The organism is Microbacterium sp. AC035 (assembly GCF_979258485.1).
Genome location: NZ_OZ409858.1, coordinates 1,307,609 through 1,323,386 on the forward strand (window position 1 = coordinate 1,307,609; position 15,778 = coordinate 1,323,386).

Below are 15,778 nucleotides of genomic sequence, written 5' to 3' on the forward strand. Positions count from 1 at the left end.
CCGGGCAAACCCGCAGGCGCAAGGGGCGAGCCGCTCCCCGGGCTTTCAGGCAGTTCTCCATAGAATCTTGACGTGACGACCAATCAGCAGGCCGACCCCCTCATCGGGCGGCTTGTCGACGGTCGGTACCGGGTGCGCGCCCGGATCGCGCGCGGAGGCATGGCGACCGTCTACGTCGCGACCGATCTGCGGCTCGAGCGACGCATCGCCCTGAAGGTCATGCACGCCCATCTGAGCGACGACTCCGCCTTCCAGAGCAGATTCATCCAGGAGGCACGCGCAGCGGCACGGCTGGCCGACCCGCACGTCGTCAATGTCTTCGACCAGGGCCAAGACGGCGAACTCGCCTATCTGGTGATGGAGTATCTGCCGGGCATCACGCTGCGCGAGCTCCTGCGCGAGCAGAAGCGGCTCACGATCCCGCAGACCATCACCATCATGGATGCCGTCCTCGCCGGGCTCTCGGCAGCGCACCGTGCGGGAATCGTCCATCGCGATGTGAAGCCGGAGAACGTCCTGCTGGCCGAAGACGGCCGCATCAAGATCGGCGACTTCGGTCTCGCCCGCGCGACGACCGCGAACACGGCCACCGGCCAGCAGCTGCTCGGCACCATCGCCTACCTCGCACCCGAGCTCGTCACCCGCGGAACGGCCGACGCCAGGAGCGACATCTACGCGCTCGGCATCATGCTCTACGAGATGCTCGTCGGCGAACAGCCCTATAAGGGCGAGCAGCCCATGCAGATCGCCTTCCAGCACGCCACCGAGTCGGTGCCGCGTCCGAGTGTGCGGAACCCCGGCGTGCCGGAGCAGCTCGACGAGCTCGTGCTCTGGGCGACGGAGAAGTCGCCCGACGAGCGCCCTGACGACGCCGGTCAGATGCTCGAGCGCCTGCGCGAGATCGAGCGCGGTCTGGGCATCGCCCCCGCCGTCGCCGCCGCGACAGCCTCCCAGCGCTCCCAAGCCGACTCCGCAGATCTCACCAAGGTCATGCCGAGCACGATGGTCATCGCCGATCCCACCGCCCCGGTGCAGGCCGCCGTCGACAACGCCACGCTGCTGCGGCGCCGGTCGTCGCGACGCCGCGCACGGGGAGCGTTCCTGCTGACGCTGGTGCTGCTCCTCGCGACGGTGGCCGGCGGTGTCGGGTGGTGGTTCGGATCCGGCCCAGGGTCCCTCGTCGCCGTGCCCGGAGTCGCCGGCCTGTCGTACGACGATGCCGCGGCGGCGTTGACCGCCGAGGGCTTCATGCCTGTGCGCGGCGAGGAGAGCTCCATCGATATCGCCAGCGGTGAGACGATCCGGACGGATCCCGAGGAGGGCGAGCGGCTCGACAAGGGCACCGAGATCACGGTCTTCGTCTCCTCCGGCCCCGCGTCGCACACGGCGGAGACCCTGAACGGCAAGACCGAGCAGGAGGCCCGCGACTACCTCGCGGACATCAAGGTCAACGTCACAGACACTCCCCTGCTGCTCTTCTCCGATGCCGAGGCGGGGCGGGTGATCAACGCCTTCGTGACACCTCGTGATGGCGGCGAGGTGTACGCGTGCGCCGAGGGCTGCGAGCTGCTCGAGGACGACACCGTCGAACTCTATGTCTCGGCCGGCACCTTCCCCGACGTCGCGGGAATGAGCGTGGATCAGGCGACGAGCACTCTCCGCGACAAGGGTGTCGAGGTCAACCCGGACTCGCAGTTCGTCTTCAGCGGTTCTGTCGCGAAGGACCTCGTCATCGGTGTCACCGACCGTGCCGAGGAGGGGAATCGACGCCCCGGCGACACCGTCCAGCTGATCGTCTCCAAGGGACCCGAGCTGTTCCCGGTGCCGGATGTCGAGGGGATGAGTCGGGACGAAGCTGCCCAGACGATCCGCGATGCGGGTTTCGAACCGACCTGGAACGGCATCTGGAACGCGTTCCCCAATGACTTCACCGAGGTCACCGGGTCAGATCCGGGAGCAGGCTCCCAGCGTGCGAAGGGCACGGAGATCACTCTGCAGATCAAGAGCAGCGCGTTCTAGGGCGAAGCCCGTCGAGGATCCCCTGGTCCATGCGACCAGCCGCGTCCCGCATCCTGCTGCTGACAGAAAGACAGCCCCCTCCGCGCGGAGGGGGCTGTCTTCTCGTGAGGCTCGCGGTCAGCGCTTCTCGAGTTCTTCCGCGACGAGGAAGGCCAGCTCGAGCGACTGCATGTGGTTGAGGCGAGGGTCGCACAGGCTCTCGTAGCGAGTCGCCAGGGCGGCCTCGTCGATGTGCTCCGAACCGCCGAGGCATTCGGTGACGTCATCGCCGGTGAGCTCGACGTGGATTCCGCCCGGGAACGTGCCCACGGAGCGGTGCGCCTCGAAGAATCCGCGGACCTCGTCGACGACGTCGTCGAAACGACGCGTCTTGTATCCGGTGGGGGTCGTGATTCCGTTGCCGTGCATCGGGTCAGTGACCCACAGCGGCTGCGCGCCCGAATCGCGGACGGCTTCGAGCAGCGGCGGCAGCGCGTCACGGATCTTGCCCGCACCCATGCGCGTGATGAACGTCAGACGTCCCGGCTCACGGTTCGGATCGAGCTTGTCGATCAGGGCGAGCGCGGTCTCGGGGGTCGTGGTCGGACCGAGCTTGACACCGATGGGGTTGCGGATCTTCGAGAAGTAGTCGACGTGCGCCCCGTCGAGCTCGCGGGTGCGCTCACCGATCCACAAGAAGTGCGCCGAGGTGTTGAACGGCGTGTCCGTGCGGGAGTCGATGCGGGTCATCGGACGCTCGTAGTCCATCAGCAGGCCCTCGTGGCCCGTGAAGAACTCGACGCGGGTGAGCTCGTCGAAGTCGGCGCCGGCCGCCTCCATGAACTTGATGGCGCGATCGATCTCGGCAGCCATCCGCTCGTAGCGCTGGTTGGCCGGGTTCTGCGCGAAGCCCTTGTTCCACGAGTGCACCTCGCGCAGGTCGGCGAACCCACCCTGGGTGAACGCGCGGATCAGGTTCAGCGTCGATGCGGCGGTGTGGTAGCCCTGAAGCAGACGACCCGGATCGGCTCGCCGAGACACCTCGGTGAAGTCGTAGCCGTTCACGATGTCGCCACGGTATGCGGGAAGCGTCACGTCGCCGCGCGTCTCGGTGTCGCTCGACCGCGGCTTGGCGAACTGGCCCGCCATGCGACCCATCTTCACGATGGGCATCGAAGCGCCATATGTCAGCACGACCGCCATCTGCAGGACGGTCTTGATGCGGTTGCGGATCTGATCGGCGGTGGCGCCCGCGAACGTCTCTGCGCAGTCGCCGCCCTGAAGGAGGAACGCCTTGCCGGACGCTGCGCGCGCGAGACGATCGCGGAGGTTGTCGACCTCACCTGCGAACACCAGGGGCGGAAGCGTCGAGATCTGCGCGGAGACCTCGGAGACACGCTCGGCGTCGAGCCACTGGGGCTGCTGCTTGATCGGGAGCGAACGCCACGCATCAAGCGCGTCGATGTGGTGCTGGAGCATGGTGTCCAGCCTAGTGCTCGCGGCGAAGTCGGGATGCCTCAGGAGCGCTGTGTGACGCGGGCGGGAAGCCTGTCCTTCACGCTCGACGCGTACACGTCGTCGTACTGCTGCTCGCCCAGTCTCTGAAGGGCGACCATGATCTCGTCCGTGACGGACCGCAGAATGTAACGGTCGTTCTCCATGCCCGCATACCGGGAGAAGTCGAGGGGCTCGCCGATGACTATCCCGACCCTCACCACGCGCGGCAGCCGCTGCCCGATCGGCATCGCAGTGTCGGTGTCCACCATGATCACCGGAACCACGGGGACCTTCGCCTCCATGGCCATCCGCGCGATCCCGGTGCGGCCCCGATAGAGCCTCCCGTCAGGGCTTCGCGTGCCCTCAGGGTAGATGCCGAGCAGGTCTCCTCTGCCGAGCACCTGCAGGCCGGTGTTCAGAGAGGCTTCCGAGGCCTTGCCGCCGGAACGGTCGATCGGGATCTGCCCTGTGGCCTTCATGAAGAACTTGGTGGCCCAGCCCTTGATCCCGCGCCCGGTGAAGTAGTCGCTCTTCGCAAGGAACGACATGGGGCGGTCGATCATCAGCGGAAGGAAGATCGAGTCGGCGAACGACAGGTGGTTGCTGGCGAGGATCGCGGCGCCGTTGGCCGGAATGTTCGCGCGCCCGACCACCCATGGTCGGAATATCGCTTTGACCACAGGGCCGATCGCCACGTACTTCATCAGCCAGTAGAACATCGAGGTGAAGTCTAGCGCCGTGGTCGGCATCCGCCAGCGCCATGTGTCGACGACGCGTGATTGGCGACTGAGTTCCACCTGACATGCGACCGAGTCCCATGCTCTAGACTCGTGTGCAACCCAGTGCCCGACCGGTACCGAAGGAGCTGCCGTGGTCCAGTTTGAAGTCCCCGCCGTCGTCCCCGCCGATCCAGAGGGGAACGTCGCAGACCTCCTGGCGAAGCGCGTCAAGGCGACGCCGGATCGCCCCCTGTTCTCCGTGCCCGAAGGTGAGGGCTGGCGTGATATCACCGCAGCCGACTTCGAGACTGCCGTGATCGCACTGGCCAAGGGCTTCGTCGCCGCCGGCATCCAGCCGGGTGAGAAGGTGGGCTTCCTCGCCCGCACCACCTATGACTGGACGCTGGTCGACTTCGCCCTGTTCTATGCGGGCGCCGTGATGGTGCCGATCTATGAGACCAGCTCGCCCTCTCAGATCCAGTGGATCCTCGAGGACTCCGGCGCCATCGCACTCGTGCTCGAGTCGCCCGAGCACTTCGCACGCCTCGATGAGGTGCGCGGCGACCTCCCGCTGCTCCGCGAAGTCTGGCAGTTGCACCTCGGCGCGATCGACTCGCTGACCGCACAGGGTGCATCGGTGCCTGACTCCGAGATCGAGCGCCTGCGCAGCATCGCTGTCGGCTCCGACATCGCCACGCTCATCTACACCTCAGGCTCGACCGGTCGCCCGAAGGGCTGCGTTCTCACGCACAGCAACTTCGTCGAGCTCTGCCGCAATTCGGCCAAGGCGCTGGACGCCGTCGTGCAGACCCCCGGCGCGTCGACGCTCCTGTTCATCACCACAGCGCATGTCTTCGCTCGATTCATCTCGATCCTGAACATCCACGCGGGTGTCCGCACCGGGCACCAGCCCGACACGCGACAGCTGCTGCCGGCGCTCGGCTCGTTCAAGCCGACGTTCCTCCTGGCGGTGCCGAGGGTGTTCGAGAAGGTCTACAACTCGGCGGAGCAGAAGGCCGAAGCCGGCGGCAAGGGCAAGATCTTCCGCGCCGCCGCAGACGTGGCGATCCAGCATTCGAAGCTGCTCGAAGAGGGGAAGAGCATCCCGTTCGGCACCCGCCTCAAGTTCGCGCTGTTCAACAAGCTCGTCTACAGCAAACTGCGCGAGGCGATGGGCGGCAACGTCGTCTACGCCGTGTCTGGCTCGGCTCCCCTCGGTGCGCGACTCGGCCACTTCTTCCACAGCCTCGGCGTCGTGATCCTCGAGGGCTACGGCCTGACCGAGACGACCGCTCCCGCGACGGTGAATCTCGCCGACAAGTCGAAGATCGGCACCGTCGGCCCGGCGCTCCCCGGAGTGGGCGTACGGCTCGCTGACGACGGCGAGATCGAGGTCCGAGGCATCAACGTGTTCAAGGAGTACTGGAACAACCCGACAGCCACCGCCGACGCGTTCAGCGAGGGCGGCTGGTTCCGCACCGGCGACATCGGTAGTTTCGACTCCGAGGGCTTCCTCACCATCACCGGTCGCAAGAAGGAGATCCTCGTGACGGCGGGCGGCAAGAACGTCGCACCCGCCGCCCTCGAGGACCCGATCCGCGCGAATCCGATCATCGGACAGGTCGTGGTCGTCGGAGACCAGCGCCCGTTCATCTCGGCCCTCATCACCCTCGACCCCGAGATGCTGCCGACCTGGCTCGCCAACGCCGGGCTCCCGAAGGAGATGTCGCTCGCCGAGGCCTCGAAGAACGACGCGGTCCGAGCCGAGATCCAGAAGGCTGTGGATGCCGCGAACGCCCGGGTGTCCCGCGCAGAGTCCATCCGCAAGTTCACGGTGCTCGACAGCGAGTGGACCGAGGCGTCCGGTCATCTCACCCCGAAGATGTCGATCAAGCGCAACGTGATCATGAGCGACTTCGCCGACGAGATCGCCGCCATCTACGACGAGCCCGTCACCACGACCAACGTCGCCATCGGCGGCTGAGGCCCGCGAGACATGAGAAAGGCCCCGCCTCGGCGGGGCCTTTCTCATATCCACCCGGAATTCAGAACCAGGCGCTCTCTCGGACCTCGCGCATCGCACGCTTGCGCGTCTCGGCATCGAGTCTCGTGAGGTAGAGCTTGCCGTCGAGATGATCGGTCTCATGCTGAAGCGCCTGCGCCATCAGGCCGCTTCCTTCCAGCACCACCGGATCGCCGTCGAGGTCGATGCCCTCGACTCTCGCCCAGGGGTGGCGCAGTGCGTCGTGCCATAGCCCGGGAACGGACAGGCAGCCCTCCCCCGTCGGCACGGGCTCACCACGGACCTCGGTCAGGACGGGGTTGAGCACATAGCCGATGTCCCCGTCGATGTTGTAGCTGAAAGCGCGGAGCGCGACACCGATCTGCGGGGCGGCGACGCCGGCACGCCCCGGCAGCTCGACGGTGTCGAGCAGATCGGCGACGAGCGCGCGAATGCCCTCGTCGACGGCATCGATCGGGGCGCAGACGGTGCGAAGGACGGGGTCTCCGAAGACTCGGATCTCACGCACTGCCATCAGGCGACCTTCGCTCGCAGGCCCTCGACGAGCAGCGCGGCGAGCTCGCGCGCCGCCACTCGAGTCTCAGGCTGCAGGTTGGCGAACACGATGGTCCCGCCCCCGGCGATCTGCGCGTCGTACGGCATCCGCACCACGTGCTTCGCCCTCGTGCGGAAGTGCGCCTCGAGCTCGTTCAGACGCACGAGGGGGGCGCCGGGGGTCGACTGGTTGAGCACGACGACGGCCTCGCGCGCCTGCTCCGCGTATCCGTTGCTCTCGAGCCAGGTCAGCGTCTCGGACGCCAGGCGCGCCTCGTCGACACTCAGCCCGGAGACGATCACGATCTGATCGGCGAGATCGAGTGTGGCCGACATCACGGAATGCACGATGCCCGTGCCGGTGTCCGTGAGGACGAGCGAGTAGTAGTGCGCGGCGACACCGGCCACGTCCCGGTAGTCGCTGTCGCTGAACGCCTCTGCGATCCGCGGATCGGAATCCGAGGCGAGCACATCGAGGCGGGTGGCGTCTCGCGCGACGATCGCGGAGATGTCGTGATATCCCCTGACCTCGTCATGGATCCGCACGAGATCCCGGACGGACTTGTTGTGGTTCGGGCGCACCACGCGTTCGGCGAGGGTGCCGCGATCGGGGTTGGCATCGACCGCGATCACGCGATCGTCACGGGCGTCGGCGAGGGCCATGCCGAGCAGAGCGGTGATCGTCGTCTTGCCGACTCCGCCCTTGCGCGACAGCACGGGCACGAAGCGCGCCCCTCCGACGATCGGCGCGGCGATCCTGGCGCTCAGTGCCTTGCGCTCGCGCGCGCGTCGTCCGTCTCCGATGTTGATCCGACGTCCCGAGATCGCATAGAGGAAGTGGCTCCAGGCGCCCTCGGGCTCGGGCTTCGTCATGCGGTGCGGATCGAGCAGGCGGTCCGCAGTGAGCAGGTCGGCGCTCTCACGAGAGGAGTCGCCCAGATCGTCCAGACGCTTCGCGGAGAGTTGCACATCGCCGCGGCCGGATCTGGACGTCGGGGTCGTAGCCCGCTGGGGCTTGTCAGCATTCATGGCGGAGCTCTCCTTCTTGGCGAGTGATGATGCCGCCGACGATCTGCGCGAGCTGGGAACAGCGTCGACATCGGCTTTCGCCCTCGCGATGAACGCCGCGGCCGCGGCGGCCTCCGCTGCGACGGCGCCAACGGGAGCAGCATCCGGCTTAGTCGAAGCTGCGGTGCCGACCGCTGTCAGCGGTGCAGTCTTCGGAGCGCGTTCGCGGGTGCGCGCAGACGCGGGAGCGGGCGCCGCTACGGGCTCCGGCTCCGGTTCCGCCTCGGGCTCGGGCTCCGGTTCGGGTTCCGTCTCGGGCTCGGGCTCGGGCTCGGGCTCGGGCTCGGGCTCCGGCTCGGGCTCCGGCTCCGGCTCCGGCTCCGGCTCCGGCTCCGGCTCCGGCTCCGGCTCCGGCTCCGGCGATCCTTCCAGCTCTGTCGCGGGCTCGGAATCCAGCTCCGACTCAGGCACCGCAGGGGGCTCAGGATCGGTCTCAGGCTCTTGCTCCGGCACCAGTTCCGGCTGCACCTCGGGCTCGGGTTCGACCTCGGGCTCGGGTTCGACGTCAGGCTCGGGTTCGACCTCGGGCTCGGGTTCGACCTCGGGCTCGGGTTCCTGCTCTGCAGACGCCTCGGACTCGAGTTCGATCGTGTCGGTCGGATCGTCCACCGCCGCAGGCTCCGGTGGCAGCTCGATGATCATAGGAGCCGCACCGAGCGGTGCGGGTGAGATCTCTGCAGCGGCCTTCGCTGCGGCGACCGGCTCATCGATGATCAGGTCGGCGACGACTTCGCCCTCGACGACGCCATCGTCCTCCAGGTCGTCGTCATCGTCCTTCGGGAGGACGACGCTCACTTGCGCCGTATTGCCGAGTATGCCGATGGCCGAGGTGTCCAACGACGTAGCGTCGTCGAGCACCCCTCTGGACTCGTCGTCCGGGTTGTCTGCCACGTTCTTCGGGGTCACTGTGTCGCTCCAAGCTTGTGCGGGCCTCGGGTGCGTTGCGTCGAACGCGGCCTCGCCCGCACAAGATTAGTGCGCTGGGCGGATGACGACCAAAAGATCTCCGGCCTCGACCTGCTGCGTCGCGCCGATCGCCAGTCGCTCCACGACGCCGTCGACGGGGGCGGTGATGGCCGCCTCCATCTTCATCGCCTCGATGGATGCGACCGGCTCACCGGCGTGCACCGAGTCACCGACGTCTGCTTTCAGCGTCACGACACCGGAGAACGGCGCGGCCACCTGGCCGGGCACCGATGTGTCGGCCTTCTCGATCTCGTGGGCATCGACCGCCACCGATCTGTCGCGCACGAACACCGGGCGCAGCTGACCGTTGAGGGTCGTCATGACGGTGCGCATACCCTTGTCATCCGCGTCTCCGATGGCTTCGAGCCCGACGTACAGCTGGACGCCTCGATCGATCTCGACGACGTGCTCCTGGCCCTGCACGAGTCCATACAGGTAGTCGGCGGTGTCGAGCACCGAGAGGTCGCCGAACAGCTCCCGCCTCTCGGTGAACTCGCGCATGGGAGCAGGGAACAGCAGCGTGTTCAGCCGCGCACGACGGGTCGCGCTGTCACCCGCCAATGCTGCCTCGTCGTCGCCGGAGATCTCTGTCATGCCGATGCGCACCGACCGTCCCGCCAGCACCTTCGTGCGGAAAGGCTCCGGCCATCCGCCCGGGAGGTCACCGAGTTCGCCAGCCATGAAACCGACGACGGAATCGGGCACGTCGTACTTCTCGGGGTTCGCCTCGAAGTCAGCAGGATCTGCCTTCACCGCGGCCAGGTGCAGGGCGAGATCGCCGACCACCTTCGACGACGGCGTCACCTTGGGAACGCGGCCCAGGATTCGATCGGCTGCGGCGTACATGTCCTCGATCAGCTCGAAATCGTCCGCGAGCCCGAGCGCCTTCGCCTGCTGACGGAGGTTCGACAGCTGCCCTCCCGGGATCTCGTGGTGGTACACCCTCCCTGTGGGGCCCGGAAGCCCGGACTCGAACGGCGCGTACATCCGGCGGACCGCCTCCCAGTACGGCTCGAGGTCCGAGACGCTGTCGAGGGAGATGCCGCTGTCTCGATCCGTGTGCGCGAGGGCGGCGACGAGGGACGAGAGCGAAGGCTGGCTGGTGGTGCCGGAGAGCGGAGCGGATGCCGCGTCGACCGCGTCCACTCCTACGGCGCTCGCAGCGAGCAGGGTGGCGAGCTGGCCTCCAGGGGTGTCGTGGGTGTGGAGGTGGACGGGGAGATCGAAGCGCTCTCGGAGTGCCGCGACGAGCTTCGCCGCCGCGGCGGGGCGCAGCAGTCCTGCCATGTCCTTGATGGCGATGATGTGGGCGCCGGCCGCGACGATCTGATCCGCGAGCTTCAGGTAGTAGTCGAGCGTGTAGAGATCCTCGGCAGGGTCGAGCAGGTCGCCGGTGTAGCAGAGCGCCACTTCGGCGACCGCCGTGCCGGTGTTCCGGACCGCCTCGATCGCCGGGCGCATCTGCTCGACGTCGTTGAGCGCATCGAAGATCCTGAAGATGTCGACGCCGCTGGCCGCCGCCTCCTGCACGAAGGCCTCGGTCACGGCTGTGGGGTACGGCGTGTACCCCACCGTGTTGCGTCCGCGGAGCAGCATCTGGATCGCGACGTTCGGAAGCGCGGCCCGCAGCTTGTCGAGACGCTCCCAGGGGTCCTCTCCGAGGAAGCGCAGTGCGACATCGTAGGTCGCCCCTCCCCAGGCTTCGACCGAGAGCAGCTCCGGTGTCAGCCTGGCGATGTGGGGTGCGGCTGCGACGAGGTCCTTCGTGCGCACACGGGTCGCGAGCAGCGACTGGTGGGCATCGCGGAACGTCGTGTCGGTGATCGCGAGAGCACTCTGCGCGCGCAGGCTCCGGGCGAAGCCCTCCGGACCCAGCTCGAGCAGACGCTGTCGTGAACCGGCGATCGGGGTGGAGGAGAGGTCGACGGTGGGGAGTTTGGCAGCCGGGTCCAGGGAGCCAGGGTGGATCCCGTGGGGCTTGTTGACCGTGACGTCGACCAGCCAGTTCAGGATCCGAGTGCCGCGGTCCTTCGACTCGCGGCCACGGAGGAGATCCGGACGCTCATCGATGAAAGACGTGCTCACATCGCCGGCGATGAAGGCGTCATCCTCCAGCAGCGCCTGCAGGAACGGGATGTTGGTCGAGACGCCGCGAATGCGGAACTCGGCCAGCGCTCGCCGCGCCCGCGCCACGGCCGCCGGGTAGTCACGTCCCCGGCAGGTCAGCTTGGCGAGCATGGAGTCGAAGTGCGGACTGATCTGCGCGCCCTGATGCACCGTGCCGCCGTCGAGGCGGATGCCCGCGCCACCCGGCGAGCGGTAGGTGGTGATCTTGCCCGTGTCGGGCCGGAAGCCCTGAGTCGGGTCCTCCGTGGTGATGCGGCACTGCAGCGCCGCTCCACGCACCTGCAGGTTGTGCTGTTCCAGCCCGAGTTCGGCCAGGGTCTGGCCTGCGGCGATGCGCATCTGGCTCTGCACGAGATCGACGTCTGTCACCTCTTCGGTGACGGTGTGCTCGACCTGGATGCGCGGATTCATCTCGATGAAGACGACCTCACCGGTGCGCTCCCCCGCGGTCTCGAGCAGGAACTCGACCGTTCCCGCATTCTCGTACCCGATGGATCGCGCGAACGCGACCGCGTAGCCGTGCAGTGCGGTGCGGATGCTGTCGTCGAGATTCGGCGCCGGGGCGATCTCCACCACCTTCTGGTGGCGCCGCTGCACCGAGCAGTCGCGTTCGAAGAGGTGGACGGTCTCGCCGGTCTTGTCGGCGAGGATCTGCACTTCGATGTGCCGGGGACGGAGCACGGCCTGCTCGAGGAACATCCGCGGGTCGCCGAAGGCGCTCGCCGCTTCGCGCATCGCCTCGGCGAGTGCGGGCGCGAGTTCCGCCGCCGACTCGACCCGACGCATGCCCCGGCCGCCGCCGCCGGCGACGGCCTTCGCGAAGAGCGGGAAGCCGATGTCCGGAGCCTGGGCGACGAGAGCGTCGACGTCATCCGAGGCCTCGGTCGAGCGGAGCACCGGCACCCCCGCCTCGATCGCATGCCGTTTGGCCTCGACCTTGTTGCCTGCCATCTCGAGAACCTTCGCGGGCGGCCCGATGAAGACGATGCCGTTCGCCGCGGCCTTCTCGGCCAGCTCGGGATTCTCTGACAGGAACCCGTAGCCGGGGTAGATCGCGTCCGCTCCCGCATCCTTCGCGACGCGGATGATCTCATCGACGTCGAGGTACGCGCGCACGGGGTGACCGCGCTCGCCGATCTCGTAGGCCTCATCGGCCTTGAGGCGGTGGACGGAGCCGCGGTCCTCGTGCGGGAAGACGGCGACCGTTCTCGCCCCGACTTCGAAAGCCGCACGGAAGGCACGGATCGCGATCTCGCCGCGGTTCGCCACAAGGATCTTCTGGAACATGCACACCTCTGGAAGCTCGATGCGCACTTGCAATCTGCGCGCATGGGGCGGGGCTGAGTGTGCACCCAGCCTAGGGGAAGGTAACGTGGTGTTCGTGCACGTACTCAGCGTCAGCTCTCTCAAGGGAGGCGTCGGCAAGACGACCGTGACCCTCGGCCTGGCCTCAGCGGCCTTCGCCCGTGGTGTCCGAACGCTCGTCGTCGACCTCGACCCTCAGTCCGATGTGTCAACCGGGATGGACATCCAGGTGGCCGGTCGGCTCAACATCGCCGATGTCCTTGCCAACCCCAAGGAGAAGGTCGTCCGTCAGGCGATCACCTCCAGCGGCTGGGCGAAGGTGCACCCCGGAACCATCGACGTGCTGATCGGCAGCCCGTCCGCCATCAACTTCGACGGTCCGCACCCGAGCGTGCGTGACGTGTGGAAGCTCGAAGAGGCGCTCGCCTCCGTCGAAGCCGACTACGACCTCGTCCTCGTCGACTGCGCCCCCTCGCTGAACGCCCTCACCCGCACCGCATGGGCCGCGAGCGACCGCGTGATGGTCGTCACCGAGCCAGGACTCTTCTCCGTCGCTGCGGCCGACCGTGCGCTGCGCGCGATCGAGGAGATCCGCCGGGGGCTCTCCCCCCGCCTGCAGCCGCTCGGCATCGTGGTCAACCGCGTGCGACCCCAGTCGATCGAGCACCAGTTCCGCATCAAGGAGCTGCGCGACATGTTCGGCCCCCTCGTGCTCTCACCGCAGCTTCCCGAGCGCACCTCGCTCCAGCAGGCGCAGGGTGCTGCCAAGCCGCTGCACATCTGGCCGGGTGACTCGGCGCAGGAACTCGCTTCGGACTTCGACCAGCTGCTCGATCGGATCATCCGCACCGGGCGCATCCAGGTCGCGGATTCCGGCCCGCAGGCCTGACCCCAGACAGCAGAACGGCCATCCTCTCGCGAGGGTGGCCGTTTCGTATCGGGCGACTCAGGTCGCGATCGATCAGGCGGAGCGCTTGGTGCGGCGTGCCGACAGCTCGTCGACCGGGTCCGGTGAGGTCGCGTCGAACTCGACGAGGGTGGACTCGACCTCGCGCAGGACCTTGCCCACGGCGATGCCGAACACGCCCTGACCGCGGCTGACCAGGTCGATGACCTCGTCGTTCGACGTGCACAGATAGACGGATGCGCCGTCGCTCATCAGGGTCGTTCCCGCGAGGTCGCGGATGCCTGCGCGACGGAGCTCCTCGACGGCCGTACGGATCTGCTGCAGCGAGATCCCCGTGTCGAGCAGGCTCTTCACGAGCTTGAGCACGAGGATGTCGCGGAAGCCGTAGAGACGCTGCGATCCGGAACCGCTGGCCCCTCGCACAGTGGGCTCGACGAGCTCGGTGCGTGCCCAGTAATCCAGCTGGCGATAGGTGATGCCCGCCGCGCGCGCCGCTACCGCACCGCGGTAGCCGACCTCGTCGTCCATGGCCGGAAGGCCGTCGGTGAAGAGGAGTTCTGGCACGAACCGCGGGTCGCCTGCACGCTCATCCGCATTCATTTGAAATCCTCCCTGGAGCTGTTACCTCCACGCTAGAGCAGCCCTCCGGCACCGGCAATGACATCCGTGGGACGCCGAAGGTGTGTCGCAATCAGTTCGTTACGAAAGCAACCTGGTGAGTGCGTCCTTGACGAAGAGCGAACGCACCTCGTCGATCTTCGCGGCGAGGTTGGGCGCCATGTCACTCGCCTTCGCGCGCGAGGCCGCGTCTGTGCGACGGAGCAGCGAAGACATGGCGGACTCGATCAGCGCGACCTCGCGCTCGGCGCCCTGTCGCAGTGACCGGAGGTGGCGCGGTTCGATGCCGTGGCGGTCGAGCGCGACCAGGCCGCGCAGCAGTGTGACGGTCGCCTCGGGGTAGCTCTCCTGAGCGACGATGACGCCGGTGCTGATCGCATCGTTGAGAAGCTGCGGGCCCGCGCCGGCCGCCGACAGCAGCTCGCTGCGGCGGTAGCGACGAGGGGTCGGCGTGATCGAGGGCGGCGGAGCGAGGGCGGCTGATTCGCCGTTCGCCTCCGCGTCGTCGAGCTGCTCTCGGATGATGCTGAGAGGGAGGTAATGGTCACGCTGCAGCGTGAGGCCGAGGCGCAGGCGCTCGATATCGGCCTGCGAGAACTTGCGATAGCCCGACTCTGTGCGGGACGGGCTGACGATCCCCTGCACTTCCAGGAAGCGGAGCTTGCTGGAAGTGAGCTCCGGAAACTCCGGAGTGAGCCGAGCCAGCACCTGGCCGATGCTCAGAAGACCCGCGGACGCTGAGCGTTCGCGGGCGGGAGAAGCCGCCATCAGTCGATCGCCGCGACGCGATCGACGGGAGAGGCGAAGAAGTTCAACCGGAACTTGCCGACGCGGAGCTCGGTGCCGTCGACCAGCGCGCTGCGGTCGACGCGCTCGCCGTTGACGTACGTGCCGTTGAGCGAGCGCTGATCGATGATCTCGAACGTCGAGCCGTTGCGAGTCACCTCTGCGTGGCGGCGCGAGACGGTCACGTCGTCGAAGAAGATGTCGGCCTCGGGGTGGCGACCCACGGTCGTCACATCGGTGTCGAGCAGGTAGCGAGCCCCCGCGAGAGCTCCGGAGCGCACCAGGAGCAGCGCGGAACCGGAAGGAAGCGCTGCGATGGCGCCCTGCTCCACGTCAGTGAGCTCCACGCCGAAAGGCACGAAGGAGAGGTCCGAGTCGTGCCCGAACGTCTGCGTCACGTCGTGCCTCTGCTCGCCGGGACGGTGGATCGCGGCGTCTCCGCCCGATCGATTCTGGCTGTCTGTCACTATGCCCTCCTAGTCCTCCAGACTAACTGATCGGACGCCGCTCGCGGGAGCTCGCTTCACACTCAGGCATCGCATACCGATGCTTCATAGGCTGAGGGGGTGAAAACCACAGCCCGCCGCCTCCCTGCAGCTCCGGTCGCACTCGCCGCCGCCCTTCTGACCGCGTTCCTCGTGCTGTTCGCGCCCCTGTCCGCCTCCGCACACGACAGCCTGCTCGCGTCGTCTCCAGAGGCCGACAGCACGGTCGACACGCTCCCGACCGAGTTGACGCTCACCTTCAGCGCGAAGCTCATCGACGAGACCGGGGCGACCGAGGTGGTCGTGACCGATCCCTCCGGCAACTCGGTCATCGAGGGCGCTGCCACCGTCGAGGGTGCGATCGTGACGCAGCAGCTCGCCGCGGAGGCCCCGGCGGGCGTCTACAGCGTGATCTGGAAGGTCGTCTCCAGCGACGGCCACCCGACCTCCAATAAGTTCAGCTTCACGGTCGCGAACAGCACCGAGGCCGCCCCGACCGAGGAGCCGAGCGCCGAGCCCACGGAGACGGCTACGGCCGCTCCCGCGCCGAATGCGACCGCAGGGCCCGGCACCGACGCCACTCCCGCCCCCGAGAGCGACGACTCATCCGCCTCCACGACGCTGATCTGGGTGCTCGCCATCGCCGGTGCGCTCGTGATCATCGCCATCGTGGTCTGGCTCGTGATCCGCGGTCGCCGCGACCGCGCTTCCACCGATTCCGACCTCCCCTCGGAGCGATAGGCTT

The 15,778-nt window shown here is 67.6% G+C and carries 12 protein-coding genes; 4 read left to right on the plus strand and 8 right to left on the minus strand.

Going from position 1 to position 15,778, the window contains the following annotated elements; genetic code table 11:
- The first annotated feature begins 72 nt into the window (after positions 1–72).
- On the plus strand, positions 73–2,019 hold the full coding sequence (pknB, locus tag ACZ0AA_RS06380; RefSeq protein WP_400859681.1) for a Stk1 family PASTA domain-containing Ser/Thr kinase: 1,947 nt from the start codon (positions 73–75) through the stop codon (positions 2,017–2,019).
- A 117-nt stretch (positions 2,020–2,136) separates the two neighbouring features.
- Here the strand turns inward: pknB and ACZ0AA_RS06385 are convergent, their stop codons facing one another.
- Together ACZ0AA_RS06385 and ACZ0AA_RS06390 are read right to left on the minus strand one after the other, a co-directional pair.
- Complete coding sequence (locus tag ACZ0AA_RS06385) at positions 2,137–3,477, minus strand: class II 3-deoxy-7-phosphoheptulonate synthase (protein WP_463512435.1); 1,341 nt, start codon at positions 3,475–3,477, stop codon at positions 2,137–2,139.
- Between the two features lie 38 nt (positions 3,478–3,515).
- On the minus strand, positions 3,516–4,214 hold the full coding sequence (locus ACZ0AA_RS06390; RefSeq protein ID WP_400859680.1) for a lysophospholipid acyltransferase family protein: 699 nt from the start codon (positions 4,212–4,214) through the stop codon (positions 3,516–3,518).
- Positions 4,215–4,365: 151 nt separating this feature from the next.
- Here ACZ0AA_RS06390 and ACZ0AA_RS06395 point away from each other — a divergent pair, with 151 nt between their 5' ends.
- A complete protein-coding gene (locus ACZ0AA_RS06395) occupies positions 4,366–6,198 on the plus strand; it encodes an AMP-dependent synthetase/ligase (RefSeq protein WP_463512436.1) in 1,833 nt (610 codons plus the stop codon).
- A 61-nt stretch (positions 6,199–6,259) separates the two neighbouring features.
- Here ACZ0AA_RS06395 and def read toward each other — a convergent pair whose 3' ends face one another.
- From def to ACZ0AA_RS06410, 3 genes are all read right to left on the minus strand, one after another.
- The gene (def, locus tag ACZ0AA_RS06400) at positions 6,260–6,751 is read right to left on the minus strand and encodes a peptide deformylase (protein WP_400859676.1); all 492 of its coding nucleotides are present in this window, start codon (positions 6,749–6,751) and stop codon (positions 6,260–6,262) included.
- Positions 6,751–8,745 carry a MinD/ParA family ATP-binding protein gene (locus ACZ0AA_RS06405; protein WP_463512437.1) on the minus strand — a complete coding sequence of 665 codons (1,995 nt, stop codon included), beginning with the start codon at positions 8,743–8,745 and terminating at the stop codon, positions 6,751–6,753. The genes def and ACZ0AA_RS06405 overlap by 1 nt, the downstream gene beginning before the upstream one ends.
- A gap of 66 nt (positions 8,746–8,811) precedes the next feature.
- Positions 8,812–12,219: a pyruvate carboxylase gene (locus ACZ0AA_RS06410; RefSeq protein ID WP_463512438.1), complete on the minus strand. Its 3,408-nt coding sequence runs from the start codon at positions 12,217–12,219 to the stop codon at positions 8,812–8,814.
- Positions 12,220–12,313: 94 nt separating this feature from the next.
- On the opposite strand from ACZ0AA_RS06410, the gene ACZ0AA_RS06415 reads away from it, so the two are divergent.
- A complete protein-coding gene (locus ACZ0AA_RS06415) occupies positions 12,314–13,126 on the plus strand; it encodes a ParA family protein (protein WP_290161951.1) in 813 nt (270 codons plus the stop codon).
- Between the two features lie 72 nt (positions 13,127–13,198).
- Here ACZ0AA_RS06415 and ACZ0AA_RS06420 read toward each other — a convergent pair whose 3' ends face one another.
- The 3 genes from ACZ0AA_RS06420 to ACZ0AA_RS06430 all read right to left on the minus strand — a co-directional run bounded on the left by ACZ0AA_RS06420 (position 13,199) and on the right by ACZ0AA_RS06430 (position 15,015).
- A complete protein-coding gene (locus tag ACZ0AA_RS06420; protein WP_079113096.1) occupies positions 13,199–13,744 on the minus strand; it encodes a MerR family transcriptional regulator in 546 nt (181 codons plus the stop codon).
- Positions 13,745–13,843: 99 nt separating this feature from the next.
- Complete coding sequence (ftsR, locus tag ACZ0AA_RS06425; protein ID WP_400859670.1) at positions 13,844–14,530, minus strand: transcriptional regulator FtsR; 687 nt, start codon at positions 14,528–14,530, stop codon at positions 13,844–13,846.
- Positions 14,530–15,015, minus strand: coding sequence for an FHA domain-containing protein (locus tag ACZ0AA_RS06430; RefSeq protein ID WP_311259203.1), 486 nt, complete (start codon positions 15,013–15,015; stop codon positions 14,530–14,532). The genes ftsR and ACZ0AA_RS06430 overlap by 1 nt, the downstream gene beginning before the upstream one ends.
- A 99-nt stretch (positions 15,016–15,114) precedes the next feature.
- Here ACZ0AA_RS06430 and ACZ0AA_RS06435 point away from each other — a divergent pair, with 99 nt between their 5' ends.
- Complete coding sequence (locus ACZ0AA_RS06435) at positions 15,115–15,774, plus strand: copper resistance CopC family protein (protein ID WP_463512439.1); 660 nt, start codon at positions 15,115–15,117, stop codon at positions 15,772–15,774.
- The last annotated feature ends 4 nt before the right edge of the window (positions 15,775–15,778 follow it).

What these genes read in the sequence shown, in the direction of transcription:
- ACZ0AA_RS06420 (WP_079113096.1), bottom strand. Translation starts at nt 13,744, where the DNA reads ATGAATGCGGATGAGCGTGCAGGCGACCCGCGGTTCGTGCCAGAACTC.
- ACZ0AA_RS06390 (WP_400859680.1), bottom strand. Translation starts at nt 4,214, where the DNA reads ATGTTCTACTGGCTGATGAAGTACGTGGCGATCGGCCCTGTGGTCAAA.
- def (WP_400859676.1), bottom strand. Translation starts at nt 6,751, where the DNA reads ATGGCAGTGCGTGAGATCCGAGTCTTCGGAGACCCCGTCCTTCGCACC.
- ACZ0AA_RS06410 (WP_463512438.1), bottom strand. Translation starts at nt 12,219, where the DNA reads ATGTTCCAGAAGATCCTTGTGGCGAACCGCGGCGAGATCGCGATCCGT.
- ACZ0AA_RS06385 (WP_463512435.1), bottom strand. Translation starts at nt 3,477, where the DNA reads ATGCTCCAGCACCACATCGACGCGCTTGATGCGTGGCGTTCGCTCCCG.
- ftsR (WP_400859670.1), bottom strand. Translation starts at nt 14,530, where the DNA reads ATGGCGGCTTCTCCCGCCCGCGAACGCTCAGCGTCCGCGGGTCTTCTG.